Raw genomic sequence first — 13,350 nt, 5'->3', positions numbered from 1 at the left:
TCGCTAAAACTCGATGCTGTCGGGGGTGCGAGGGAAGGGAATGACATCGCGAATGTTGCCCATGCCAGTCATAAACTGCACCAGGCGCTCGAAGCCGAGGCCAAAGCCTGCATGGGGCACGGTGCCAAAGCGGCGTAGGTCGAGATACCACCAGTAGTCTTCGATGGGCAAACCGGCCTCAGCGATGCGGCGCTCTAATACGTCGAGGCGCTCTTCCCGCTGGGAGCCGCCGATGATTTCGCCCACCTTGGGGGCCAGCACGTCCATGGCCGCCACGGTTTCGCCGCCGTCGTTGAGCCGCATGTAGAAGGCCTTAATGCCGGTGGGGTAGTCGGTAACGATGGTGGGCTTTTTGAACAGGTCTTCTGCCAGGTAGCGCTCGTGCTCCGATTGCAGGTCAATGCCCCACTCGACCGGGAACTCAAAGGTTTTATCGGCTTTTTCCAGCAGCTTCACCGCCTCGGTATAGGTGATGCGCTCGAAGGTGTTGTTGATAATGTTGTCGGCGGTGGCCAGCACCGAGTCGTCGATCCGCTGGTTAAAGAATTCCATATCCTCCGGGCACTGCTCCAGCACCGAGTGAAAGATGTACTTGAGGAACTCTTCCGCTAAGTCCATGTTGCCGGTCAGGTCACAGAAGGCCATCTCTGGCTCCACCATCCAAAATTCGGCCAGGTGGCGCGAAGTGTTGGAGTTTTCGGCCCGAAAGGTGGGGCCAAAGGTGTAGACATTGCTGAAGGCCATCGCCATGATCTCGGCTTCGAGCTGGCCGCTGACGGTGAGGTAGGCGGGCTTGCCGAAGAAGTCTTGGCTGTAGTCCACCGTACCGGCTTTAGTTTTTGGGGGGTTTGCTAAATCTAAACCGGTGACGGCAAACATTTCGCCCGCCCCTTCGCAGTCACTGGCGGTGATGATTGGCGTGTGCATCCACAGGAAGCCGCGCTCGTTGAAGAACTGATGGATCGCCTGGGCGCAGGCGTTGCGAACCCGGAACACAGCCCCGAGGGTATTGGTGCGCGACCTGAGATGCCCCAGCGTACGCAAATACTCAAAGGAGTGGCGTTTTTTTTGCAGTGGGTAGGTTTCGCCGTCGGCGGTGCCGTAGACGGTAATGCTCTCGCCTTGTAGTTCTACCCGCTGGCCCTTGCCGGGCGACTCGACCAGGGTGCCGCCAATCTCTACTGAAGAGCCGGTGGTCAGATCTTTAACCACGGTGTCATAACCCGCTAGATCGGCGTTGAGCACCACCTGCAACCCCGCCATTGACGAGCCGTCATTCACTTCCACAAAGGTGATGCCCTTGGCCTCGCGCTTGGTGCGCACCCAGCCCTGGATAGTGGTGTTTTGACCTGGTTCGCCAGCGTGCAGAATGTCTCGGATGCGGGGCATAGCAGTAGAGGTTTAAGGTAAAGGGTTCAAGGTGTAAGGTACAAGGTGAAACCCTGGGTCTTACACCTTAAACCTTAAACCTTTACCCAATCATCTGGCCGATCAAAATCTCAATCCCTGTCTACCCCTGTCTACCCCTGTGAGCAAAACCAACGCCGCCCGCCTGCTCGACCGCCTCAAGCTGCCCTATGAGATTCTAGAGTACGAGGTTGACCCCGATGACCTGGCGGCAGAAAGCACCGCCGAAAAATTGGGCCTGCCGCCGGAGCAGGTGTTTAAGACGCTGGTAACCAAGGGCGATCGCAAGGGTGTCTGTCTGGCGGTTATTCCTGGCAGCGCCCAGCTCGACCTAAAAGCGTTGGCGGTGCTAGCGGGCGATCGCAAAACCGACACCGTGCCGCTCAAAGACGTGCAGCCCCTGACTGGCTACATTCGCGGTGGCGTTACCGCGTTGGGCACCAAAAAGGTCTACCCAGTCTATGGGGATGACTCAATGCTCAGGTTTGACAGGATAGCCGTATCGGCGGGCAAGCGCGGTCTAATGCTATGGTTAGCCCCCCAAGACTATGTGACGGCCACCCAAGCAACCCTCGGCGCGATCGCTCGGTTTCAGCCATAGTCCTCCCTGCAACCAGCTCATCCAGTCATTCCCCTATCGCCTGCCCAACATCGGAGGCGTTGCCCAAACGCACGCGTTTCATACAAAAGGTCCAAAAAAAAGGACACCCGTTTCGGGTGTCCCTCACTGCTCCAGCTACAGCACAAAGCAAAATAGCGCAAGCCTACGCCAACTGATGCAGCTCTTCTTCAAGCTGCTGTAGCAGCTGGTCATTGCCCTGGGAGCGAGCCACTTCAATCCGATGCTGAATAGACTGCTGAATGTTGATGCGGTGGGCATAGGCAGCTTCTCTCAACAGATGCCGCCGAGCCTTTAGCCCCGTATCCATCGTCACGCGCCCAGGCTGAAACACCGGCTGGCGTTGGGCAACAGCCTCGGGAGACTGCACTTGCCCGTGGCAATTGGTGCTGTAGGCGACTCCACGATAGGTATAGTTGCCAATGGGTTGAGTTACGGGCAAATGGCTAACGTAGGAGAATTTCATGGGACGACCCCGGTAACGTCCGGTGATCTCACTCTCGCGCACTTCGAGAGAAGGCGGGTTGTAATCGTAATCTACGCCGCGATAGCAAAGTTTCATGTCACGCCTCCTGTTGACAAAGGATTTAACAAACTGCCTAAGCAGGGTGCGTTCCTTCGGGAGTGATCTCCTTACTTCCGTCTAGGGCGCTGCCGGGTGCTTGCCCCAGGTGGCCTCAGATGAACGTCAACGTACTTTCTGTATTCAATTTTACTAAATCTCCCTGATGTCAGCAAGCCATGTCATTTAATTTAAACAGATATCTATCGAAGGGAACAGCTAGCCTGGCAAGGGTTTGAGCCGTAAGGGATGCGATCGCATCACTGCAAATCTTTACTTTTTCAACCCAGCGATCGCCCGTACTTGGCCATCTCTCAAGGGCAAGCAATTTAAACTATGCTGGTTATGTAACGGTTGCTTAACGTGACCACCGTAGCCCTAGGGGGTTCTGGCTCCTATGAAATGCATTATCAATCGCCGAGCGCAGTTTTCAGCCAGCCATCGCTACTGGCTAAGTGACCTGAGCGACGCCGAAAACGCCCAGCGATTTGGCCCTTGCACCAATTTTCCTGGCCACGGCCACAACTACGTGCTCTACGTAGCGATGGCAGGCGACCTCGATGAATACGGTATGGTGCTCAACCTCTCCGACGTCAAGCACGTGATCAAAAAAGAAGTCACGGCCCAGCTCGATTTTTCCTACCTCAACGACGTCTGGCCAGAGTTTCAGCGCACCCTGCCCACCACCGAATTTATCGCCAAGGTGATTTGGGATCGCCTCGCCCCCTATCTTCCCATCGTCAACATTCAGCTCTTCGAACACCCCGAACTCTGGTCCGACTACTCAGGTAATGCCATGGAAGCTTTTCTCACCGTCAGCACTCACTTCAGCGCCGCCCACCGCCTGGCCTCGCCGCGCCTCAGCTATGAAGAGAACTGCGAGATCTATGGCAAGTGCGCTCGCCCCCATGGTCACGGCCACAATTATCATCTGGAGGTGACCGTCAAGGGTCAGATTGACGATCGCACCGGCATGCTGGTCGATTTAGTCGCCCTCCAGGCCGCCATCGACGAGCACGTCGTCGAGCCCTTCGACCACACCTTTCTCAACAAAGACATCCCCTACTTCGCTGAGGTGGTACCCACCGCCGAAAATATTGCTGTCCATATCCGCGACCTGCTGCAAAGCCCGATCGCAGACCTCGGAGCCAGCCTGCACAAGGTCAAGCTCATTGAAAGCCCAAACAATTCTGCCGAAGTCTATGCCGCCGTGCCCCTAGCCGGGGCAGAAACCCTGGTTACCCCTGAGTTTGCAACAGTTTAGCCACACTATAACGACACCAGACTGGCTACAGCCATAGTTGCTTGCTCAAACATCTCCCTATACCAAATCCGACTCACAAAACCCCGAGTCCTAAAAGGCCAACCCGCAGGAGCGCATGGCATGCGCCCGGCTGAACCGGGGCGTAGCTAACCAGGATTTGGTATTAGAGCTGGTAAAGGCTGGTCATCATCGCTTTAGTGATCGCCTGCGCTGGGGCATCAAACAAAATTTGTCCCTGGCGCAGGCCGATGATGCGATCGCAGTACTTAACCGCAAACTCCACCTCATGCAGGCTGATCACCAGGGTTTTGCCGGTGGTTTCACTGAGCTGACGCAGCAGATCCATTAGCGCACGCGATCGCTCGGGGTCAACGCTCGAAATCGGCTCATCCGCCAAAATCGCCGCCGGGTCTTGCAGCAGCACCCGCGCTAGGGCCACTCGCTGCTGCTGCCCGCCCGAGAGGCGATCGGTGCGGGCATAGAGCTTGTCGGCAATGCCCACCTGGGCTAAAGCATGGGCGGCGGCGTCTACATTTTGGGGCCACACGAGCGACCACAGGGCTTTGGGCAGCGGCCAGCGGCCTAGCTGCCCCGCATTGACGTTGTGAATCACCGCCAGATTGCCCACCAGGTGGTGCTGCTGGTAGACGGTACCCACCAGCTGCTGAATTCGCCGTCGTTTTCTAACATTTAGACGGCTGACATCCTGCCCCATGATCACCACCCGCCCCAGAGTCGGCACCTGGCTGCCGTTGAGCAGACTCAGCAGCGTGCTCTTGCCCGCCCCGCTAGGGCCAATCAGCGCCACCCGCTCGCCTGGCAAAATGCTCAGGCTGCAATCGGTCAAGGCCGTCACCGTCCCAAACCGACAACTCACCTGCTCTAGCTGAAACACTGGCGATGGGCTCACTGAATCTTGCCGATTTTGCGGCCCACAGCTTCAATTTCGGCGTAGTTTTCGTTATTGGTGACAATAAACCGCTCGGCCCCAAACAGGTCGAGAATTTCCTTGTGCTCGGGCACCGCCGGGTCGAGGGCCAGTAGCGCTGCCTGCACCCGCTCAGAAAACCCTTCGCCGTAGCGCTCATCCACCTCGGGGCTGATCACCCAGTGGTAGTTGTAGTAAGGCGGGGTGCGCCAGATCTGCACCACCTTCTCGGTGTCTACTTCACCAGCGGCCAGCCGGTCGATCCACACCTGCTCATTGAGCACACCCACCTCGTAGGTACCTGCCTCCACCAGCTTGAGAATGGCGTCGTGGTTGCTTGAAAAGCCCACCTCGCCGCGAAAATCGTTCTCCACATCGACTCCGGCCTGCTCTAGGTAGGCCTGGGGCATCAGCCGCCCCGAAGTCGACGACTCGCTGCCAAAGGTAAAGGTGCGGCCCTTGAGCTGGGCCAGGTCGCTGATCTCTTGAATTTCGGCAATGCCGCTGTCGGCGTTGGCGATGAAAATACTGTGGAACTGCTCGTCAATGTCGCGCTGGGCGATCGCCTCTGCCCCCGGCAGCTGAAGCCGCGCCTGCACCCCAGTCAGCGCGCCAAACCAGACCAAATCTAGATCGCCTACCCGAAAGGCGGTGACGGCGGCGGCATAGTCGGTCACAGGCCTATACTCCACCGGCACGCCCAGTTCGGCCTCCAGGTAGTCGGCCAGCTTGCTGTAGAGACGCTGAAGCAGCTCCGGGTCTTGGTCAGGAATCGCCCCGGCGGTGAGGGGAATGGTGCTGGTGGTTGCTTCCCCAGCGGTACCCTGCTCTGGCTCAGAGGTGCCACAGGCTCCCAAAGGCAATAGCAGCAAGAGGCTCGATACCCCCACAATCCATGAACGGCGAATGCTCACCATAGTTGTTAACTAACGTCTAAAACAGCAGCTCTAAATCATAGAGGGCGGATCCTACCTAACGCAATGCCCTTCCCCAGGGATTCTCTGGGGGGTCAGCTCAGCCACAGCAGCCCGCCCAGCACCAGGGCAATGCCCACCAGCGCCGCCCACAAAAAGCCGTTGTCGCCGCGATTGATCAAGCTGGGGTCGATGGGCGGCTCTTCGGGCTTGGGGCGCGATCGCGGCTTAGAGGTCGTGGTGCTATAGCCCGAGGACCCCAGATTTTTGCCGCCGCCCTCTGCGATCGCATCTAGATCGGGGATCTCGGTCATCCAGTTGGTGGGGCGCTGGAGTTGGGGCGCTTGCAAGATATAGAGCAAATTTTTGCCCTGCTTGCGGGTGTCGAGGTCGGGGTGTCGGGCCAGGGCCTGGCAGAGGGCAACGGCTTCTTGCTGCTTGCCCACGGCGCTGTAGGCATTCACCAGCCAGGTCTGAATCTCACCCCCCAGGGGGGTAGCGGCCTTGGCCAGCTGCACCGCTTCTTCAAAGCACTCCACCGCCTCGCGGTAGCTGCCTCGCTCAAAGGCGGCTTGGCCCTGGGCAAAGTGGGTTTTGGCGCGATCGCGGGTGTCGTCAGTCATGAATAAAATGTTGAATCTTACAAGGCGTCTTCAGCCTGTATACCAATGTAGACCGACTTTCATGGGGTTGATCAACCCAAACGGGCCTTAAACAACTAAGGAAATACTTGAATGGAAACCCTAGAATAATGGCGCAAGATTTCAGAAAAAACGCTCCAAGTATTAACCTTTCAAGCTCCCAAAGTGCGAGAACACCCTGGCTTTGGCGTAGCCTAGCTGAGCGATCTCCCATAGAATCTTGACACGGTGGCTTAACCCGGCTTTTTTCGCTCAAGATAGAGCTAAGGGAATAAGGAGAACTCACCGTGGTAGCCCCCGCAATCAAGCCTCAGACCGACCCGCTACAGTACGAAGCCAAGACCCTGGCGATCGCCACCGCCCTGCTGGCCGCCACCCGCGAGAAAAAAAATCTCTTCGCCCAGATGCGCGATCAGATGCGCTGGGACGACAAAATTATGGACTTCGCCATGGGCAACCCTGGCCTCAAAGTGCAGCTGTTTCGCTTCATCGACGCCCTGCCCGCCCTGCGCAGCAAGCCTGAGATCGCCCGTCACCTGCAAGAGTATCTGTCGGCAGACGAGGTCGAGCTGCCCAGTGCTTTGAAAGGACTGCTGAATTTCACCAACCCCGACTCGGTGCCCGGTCAGCTCGCTGCCACCACCGTTGCCCCCGCTGTTGAAACCCTGGCTTACCGCTACATCTCCGGCGAGACCATCGAGAAGGCGATCAAGGCGATCGAGCGCATGCGCAAGGACAAGCTCACCTTCACCATGGACTTGCTCGGCGAGGCGGTGATCACCGAGGCAGAGGCCCAGGCCTACCTCCAGCGCTACCTGGATTTAATGGAGCAGCTGTCGGCGGCGGCGAAGAACTGGAAGACCGTAGACGCTATTGATGTAGCTGACGGCAAGGAACTGGCCAAAGTTCAGGTCTCGGTCAAGCTCACCGCTTTTTACTCCCAGTTTGACCCGCTCGATGCCGAGGGCAGCCGGGCCAAGGTGAGTGAGCATATTCGCACCCTGCTGCGCCGCGCCAATGAACTCGGCGTCGCCGTTCACTTCGACATGGAGCAATACCGCTACAAGGCGCTAACCCTGTCGATTCTCAAAGACATTTTGATGGAGGCCGAGTTTCGCCAACGCGACGATCTGGGGGTCACCCTGCAAGCCTACCTGCAAGACAGCTACAACGACCTCAAGGATCTAGTGCTGTGGGCCAAGAACCGGGGCACCCCCGTCACCGTGCGCCTGGTCAAAGGAGCCTATTGGGATCAAGAGACGATCACCGCCCGGCAGAACGGCTGGCCCGCCCCGGTCTACAGCCAGAAAGTCTCCACCGACGCCAACTTTGAGCGCATGACCCGGCTGCTGCTAGAAAATCATCAGTATTTGTATGCAGCGATTGGTAGTCATAACGTCAGGTCGCAGGCCTACGCCATGGCGATCGCCGAAGAACTGGCCATTCCCCGCCGCAATATCGAGCTGCAAGTGCTCTACGGCATGGCCGACAAACTGGCCAAAACTCTGGCCGACAAAGGCTACCGCGTGCGGGTCTACTCCCCCTTTGGCGAACTCATCCCCGGCATGTCGTACCTGATTCGCCGCCTGCTGGAGAACACCGCCAACAGCTCCTTCCTGCGGCAAAACCAGGAAGACGTGGCCGTAGAAACCTTGCTGGCCGCCCCGGAGTTTGCCGCAGAAGATGCCCCTGGACACGCCCAGCACCCCCTACCCCCCACCCCCTACCCCAACGCCCCCGACCTCGACTTTGCCCTGGTCACCAAACGCGCCCAGGCCACCGAAGCGCTCAAGACCGTCCAAGCCCAGCTGGGCCAGCGCTACAACCCGATTATCAATGGCGAGGCGGTGGATACTGAGGCCACTGCTGACTCGGTGAACCCCTCGAAGCCAGCGGAGCTGGTCGGTAAGCTGGGTCTAGCGAGTCAGCAGCAGGCCGATGGGGCGATCGCAGCGGCCAAAGCCGCCTTCCCCGCCTGGGCTGCGACCCCAGCCACAGAGCGAGGTGCCATTCTCCGCCGCGCCGCCGACCTGATGGAAGCGCGCCGCCACGAACTCAATGCCTGGATGGTTTACGAGGTGGGTAAGCCCCTGGGCCAGGCCGACCCCGAAGTCTCGGAGGCGATCGACTTCTGCCGCTACTATGCCGACGAAATGGAGCGGCTCGACGCGGGCTACGCCTACGACTACCCCGGTGAAACCAACCGCTACCGCTACTTCCCCATGGGCATTGCGGTGGTGATCTCACCCTGGAACTTCCCGCTGGCGATCGCCACGGGTATGACCGTCGCCGCCCTGGCCACGGGCAACTGCACCATTCTCAAGCCCGCCGAAAACTCCGCCGTGATCGCCGCCAAGATCGCCGAAATTCTGATCGAAGCGGGCCTACCCCCCGGCGTGTTCCAGTACCTGCCCGCCCGAGGTTCTACCGTAGGGGCGCACCTGGTCAATCACCCCGATGTGCACCTGATTGCCTTTACCGGCTCCCGCGAGGTGGGCTGCCGCATCTACGCCGAAGCCGCCCAGTGGCGACCCGGCCAGCGCCACCTCAAGCGGGTGATCGCTGAGATGGGCGGCAAAAACGCCATCATCATCGACGAGAGCGCCGATTTAGATCAGGCCGTCCAGGGCGTGGTCTACTCCGCCTTTGGCTACAGCGGCCAGAAATGCTCGGCCTGCTCCCGCGCCATTGTTGTCGCTTCGGTCTACGACACCTTTGTCAATCGGCTGATCGAGGCCACCCGCTCCCTCAATGTGGGCGAAGCGGTCAAGGCCAGCACCAAAGTCGGCCCGGTGATCGACGCCAATGCCCAGGCCAAAATCAAGGAGTACATCGAAAAAGGCAAGGCCGAAGCCACCCTGGCCCTGGAGATGCCCACCCCCACCGACGGCTACTTTGTCGGGCCAACGGTGTTTACCGACGTGCCCCCCGATGCCGTCATTGCCCAAGAAGAAATCTTTGGCCCAGTTCTCGCGGTGATCAAAGCTCAAGACTTTGACGATGCTCTCCGCATCGCCAACGACACCGACTACGGGCTGACGGGCGGCCTCTACTCGCGCACGCCGTCGCACATCGAGCGGGTGCAAAACGAGCTGGCAGTAGGCAATATCTACATCAACCGAGGGATCACGGGGGCGATTGTCTCCCGCCAACCCTTCGGCGGCTTCAAGATGTCAGGCGTCGGCTCTAAAGCGGGCGGCCCCGACTACCTGCTGCAATTTCTAGAACCTCGCCACGTCAGCGAAAACGTCCAGCGTCAGGGCTTTGCGCCCATTGAGGGGGTCGATTGACGTTTGTAGCCTTAGAACAATGGAATTCTGCGCTGTTATCAGATCAGTTCCTGAGGTGTTTGACGACCCGAAGGAATACTTAACGCGCATCTTTACTTTGTTCTAAACAATGGCCAAGGGCTAGAGTGTAACCGTGTCATACTTCAGCCCTTGACCAACCTCATAGACTCCAGCCGCGAGGCTGCCTTTGCCCAAGCACTGACTCCGTAACTGAACCCCCACCAGTCGTCTATCGTTAAGTTTTGAAACGCCATTGCGGAATCCCTAGGACGCTATAGAAGTTACTGGGGAAACTTAAACGGCAATAGCCCTCCCTCGGTGCCCCACCCATGAGCGAATACACAGGCATGACCCCCACCGTCATCATCGGTCTGGGGGGAACCGGCAAAGAAATTCTGATCAAAATTCGCCGCATGATTGTGGAGCAGTACGGCTCCCTCGATGCCCTGCCGATTGTCTCGTTTTTGCACATCGACACTGAGCAAAATGCCCGCGTCTCCGAAGCCCAGACAGTGCTGAAGCAGGATATCTCCCTGCGACCGATCGAGCAGGTGTGGGCCAAGGTGGAAGACGCCAAGGCGATTCTCAACAAGCTGTCGGCCTACCAATACCTGGACGAATGGTTCCCTAACGAACTCAAGGGTACCGACTCGATTTTGGCTGGGGCGGGCCAGATCCGCGCCCTGGGCCGGTTTGCCTTCAGCTTGAATTATCCCCTGATCAAGGACTACTTCACCAAGGCCAAGGGGCGCATCGTCGGCCATGAGAAATTCATGCTCGATCGCTGGAAGGTGCAGCTCGATAAGGGCATCAACATCTTTGTGGTCTGCTCGCTCTCGGGGGGCACCGGCTCGGGCATGGTGCTGGACTTGGCCTACAACCTGCGCGACTGGGTGCCCGTCTCGGAACTGCCCCAGACCAGTTCTTTTCTGGTGCTGCCGGGGGCGTTTTCGGGCCTGGGCGATCGCGTCATTGCCAACGCCTACGCCGCCCTGATGGAGCTGAACCACTACAGCCGGGGCGATACCCGCTTTGACGTGCAGTACAGCGACAGCCAGAGCGATCGCATCACTTCCCAAAGCGGCCTCGACGTGCCCTTCAACTTCACCTACCTGGTGGGCAACAGCAACGACAAAGTCACCTTCCCCACCCTGGGCGACGTGCTGGAGATGGTGGCCCAGAACGTGTTTCTCGACTTTAGCTCTGGCTTTAGCCAGTACAAAAAGCTGGTGCGCGACAACGTGCGCAAGCACTGGGCCAGCCCCGACGCCCTGGGCTACCCGCAGAATTTCATGAGCTTTGGTCTCTCCAGCATTCAGTTCCCGGTGGAGCGGGTGCTGAATGCCTGCTCAGCCCGCCTCGCGGCCAAACTGGTGGACTGGTGGAGCAATCCCACCCCCGCCCCGTCGGCGATGTCGGATCTGATTCGCACCGAGATTCTGCCGGGGCTGTTTCTGGCTGAGTCGGAGCACGACCACCAGATCATCGACAGCATCAGCATGGGCGATAACAAAAAGCCCTACGCGAAGGAAGTGGCTGACTGGGCAGCGGGCATTCGCAAACGCCGCAACGACCTGAATATTCCCTTCGAGAACCTACAACGGTTCATCTCCAACGAGCAGGAAAAGTACGCCCCCCACTTCCACGACACCGGCACCGACCCCAAGCGCTGGAGCGACTACTTCCAAAAAATGTGGGACAACCTGAGCTGGCTAATCCCCGAAAAGCGCAAGGAACTGCGGGCGGCGGTGTACCAAATGGTGGAAGACCGTTTCCGAGGGCCAAAGTTTACCCGCCAGTTCCTAGAGGTGCTGATTGAGGTGTTTGCCGACTTCCGCAGCAAGTTTGACCAAGACCGGCAGAAATACTGGTTGCCCAGGGAGCGATCGGCCCAAAACGCCCTGCAAACCCTGCTGAAGCAGATCGACAACCACGCCAAGCAGATGATGATGCTCAACCGCAAAAAAGTCATTGAAGATGACTTTCAGGGCATTATGCAGGCGCTAGAGCAGGTCTATGTTTCTAAAGTCGAGGTCAAAGCCCGCACCCTGGGGGTGATGCTGCTGGACGGTCTGCGCGAAGAAATTGACCAGCTCTTGGTCGACCTCACCGCCTTTGAAACGGTGCTGGCCAATGTGCAAACCGAGCTGCGCGATAAAGAGCGCGTTTACACCCGCGAGACCGGCGGCCTTACCGTCAACGGCATTTTGCTCTACGACGAGAAAGAAATCGACGCCGCCTACCGCAACACCGTCGCCGACCAAGAAGAAGCCCTCTGCCAAACCCTCTCCCAGCAGGTGCTCGAAGACCTGCGGCTGCGCCTGTTTGACCTCTACCCCTACGACGCGCTGAAAACCAGGGATCTCTACGATCGCCTGCTGGGCCATTCTATGGAGGTATTTCGTCGCCGCAGCCAGCTCGACATCTCTACCGCCCGCAAATTCCTGGAGCAGTACCCCACGGTCGAGATGCAAGAGGCCCAGATCAAGACCACCTTCGAGAAATCCGAAGCCTTTTTGCGCCTCAGCCAGGAGCAGAAAAAACTCGGCTGGGACGACAAGCTAGAGAAGTACCAAAAGTTGGTGGGCATTCAGGGGGGCAGCAAACCCACTGACCCAGCCGTCTCGGCCCTGCTGCCGATGATTCGCAAGACCAGCACCGTCACCACCAACGAAATTCGCCCGCTCAACGACCCCTACCACATCTACTTTGTGCAGGAGACCGGGGCCTTCCCGCTGCGGCTGATTGAGGGCATGGAGCGGATGCGATCGCTCTACCGTGCCGTCAGCCAGGCCGACAACAACCCCCTGCACACCCACCAAGACTACCGCCAGTTTGGCGACGTGATGCCCGAAACCAGTAACGAGCGCCAGGCCCGCTACAACCTGATGCTGGCCAACGCTCTGGGCCTGGTGCGCCGGGAAGATAATCGCGTCAGCGGCTTTGCCGAGGTGAAGTTCACCTACCGTGACAAGCTCACCGGCTTCGACAAAACCGAGGTGATGGGGGCCACCTGGGCCGAAGCCGAAGACTTTCTCCTCACCGACCAAAACCGCCGATTAGCCGAAACCCTGGACAATGCTATTCGCGCCATCGGCGAACAGGCCGCCACCAAACCCCAAAAGCAGGCCCTCTACACCCAGGTGATGACCTACCTGCAACAGCAGCAGCAAACGATTCCGGGCGGCACCGACAGCGACGAGTACAAGCGCATTCAGGCGGCGATCGCCGATTTCGTCACCACCCATCGCCTCTTCATCCCTGGCGACCAACCCCCGGCCCCTGTAGCCATGCCAACCCCAGCGGCCCCAGTCGCCGCCCGCCCTACCACTAATCCCACCCCCGTCGTCCTCGACTCCGAAAACCTGGCCAAATACGCCAAGCTGGTGGAAAGCTGCTACCGACGCGGCACCCCCTCCGCCACGGAGCTAGAGCTGCTGGAGAAATTTCGGGTGAAGTATGGGGTGTCGGTGGGGGATGCCAATGCGATCGCCGCCCAATACCAACCCCAAGACACCCTCGAACAAGCCGCCGCCGAGTTCGCCCTGATGTTCCGCGCCTTCCTCGACAACGACGGTGAAATCGATCTAGAAGAACAAGCCCAACTACTTGATCTTCAAGAAGAGCTGGGTCTAACGAATGAGCAAGTGGCCATTATTGAGGAGAACGTGCGATCGGAGTTGGCCTAGGGGTACACCAAGATCCCAGGGTTCTTAAAGAACCCT

The 13,350-nt window shown here is 58.7% G+C and carries 9 protein-coding genes and 1 riboswitch; of the genes, 4 read left to right on the top strand and 5 right to left on the bottom strand.

All coding sequences use genetic code 11. The features are described from left to right. Positions 1–3: 3 nt before the first annotated feature. Positions 4–1,389, bottom strand: coding sequence for an asparagine--tRNA ligase (gene asnS, locus RRF56_RS22830; RefSeq protein WP_317035449.1), 1,386 nt, complete (start codon positions 1,387–1,389; stop codon positions 4–6). A 139-nt stretch (positions 1,390–1,528) separates the two neighbouring features. On the opposite strand from asnS, the gene ybaK reads away from it, so the two are divergent. Next, positions 1,529–2,008 carry a Cys-tRNA(Pro) deacylase gene (gene ybaK / locus RRF56_RS22825; protein ID WP_317035448.1) on the top strand — a complete coding sequence of 160 codons (480 nt, stop codon included), beginning with the start codon at positions 1,529–1,531 and terminating at the stop codon, positions 2,006–2,008. A gap of 163 nt (positions 2,009–2,171) precedes the next feature. Here the strand turns inward: ybaK and RRF56_RS22820 are convergent, their stop codons facing one another. Next, positions 2,172–2,588 carry a DUF4278 domain-containing protein gene (locus RRF56_RS22820; RefSeq protein WP_317035447.1) on the bottom strand — a complete coding sequence of 139 codons (417 nt, stop codon included), beginning with the start codon at positions 2,586–2,588 and terminating at the stop codon, positions 2,172–2,174. Between the two features lie 45 nt (positions 2,589–2,633). After that, a riboswitch (Glutamine riboswitch) is annotated at positions 2,634–2,716 on the bottom strand. Positions 2,717–2,985: 269 nt separating this feature from the next. Here RRF56_RS22820 and RRF56_RS22815 point away from each other — a divergent pair. Next, positions 2,986–3,852, top strand: a complete 867-nt coding sequence (locus RRF56_RS22815) for a 6-carboxytetrahydropterin synthase (protein WP_317035446.1) — start codon at positions 2,986–2,988, stop codon at positions 3,850–3,852. Between the two features lie 163 nt (positions 3,853–4,015). Here the strand turns inward: RRF56_RS22815 and RRF56_RS22810 are convergent, their stop codons facing one another. The 3 genes from RRF56_RS22810 to RRF56_RS22800 all read right to left on the bottom strand — a co-directional run bounded on the left by RRF56_RS22810 (position 4,016) and on the right by RRF56_RS22800 (position 6,317). Beyond that, the gene (locus RRF56_RS22810) at positions 4,016–4,762 is read right to left on the bottom strand and encodes a phosphonate ABC transporter ATP-binding protein (protein WP_317035445.1); all 747 of its coding nucleotides are present in this window, start codon (positions 4,760–4,762) and stop codon (positions 4,016–4,018) included. Continuing rightward, positions 4,759–5,697, bottom strand: coding sequence for a putative selenate ABC transporter substrate-binding protein (locus RRF56_RS22805; RefSeq protein ID WP_317035444.1), 939 nt, complete (start codon positions 5,695–5,697; stop codon positions 4,759–4,761). Before RRF56_RS22805 ends, RRF56_RS22810 begins: the two co-directional genes overlap by 4 nt. A gap of 92 nt (positions 5,698–5,789) precedes the next feature. Further along, positions 5,790–6,317, bottom strand: a complete 528-nt coding sequence (locus RRF56_RS22800) for a tetratricopeptide repeat protein (RefSeq protein WP_317035443.1) — start codon at positions 6,315–6,317, stop codon at positions 5,790–5,792. A gap of 305 nt (positions 6,318–6,622) precedes the next feature. Here RRF56_RS22800 and pruA point away from each other — a divergent pair, with 305 nt between their 5' ends. Further along, entirely contained in the window at positions 6,623–9,625 is a 3,003-nt protein-coding gene (gene pruA, locus RRF56_RS22795; protein ID WP_317035442.1) for an L-glutamate gamma-semialdehyde dehydrogenase, read from the top strand. Between the two features lie 329 nt (positions 9,626–9,954). Further along, a complete protein-coding gene (locus RRF56_RS22790) occupies positions 9,955–13,314 on the top strand; it encodes a tubulin-like doman-containing protein (RefSeq protein WP_317035441.1) in 3,360 nt (1,119 codons plus the stop codon). Positions 13,315–13,350 lie beyond the last annotated feature (36 nt).

Source organism: Nodosilinea sp. E11 (genome assembly GCF_032813545.1).
GTDB lineage: Bacteria > Cyanobacteriota > Cyanobacteriia > Phormidesmidales > Phormidesmidaceae > Nodosilinea.
Note: the sequence above shows the minus strand (reverse complement) of the source record. Positions and strands in the feature narration are given on the sequence as shown.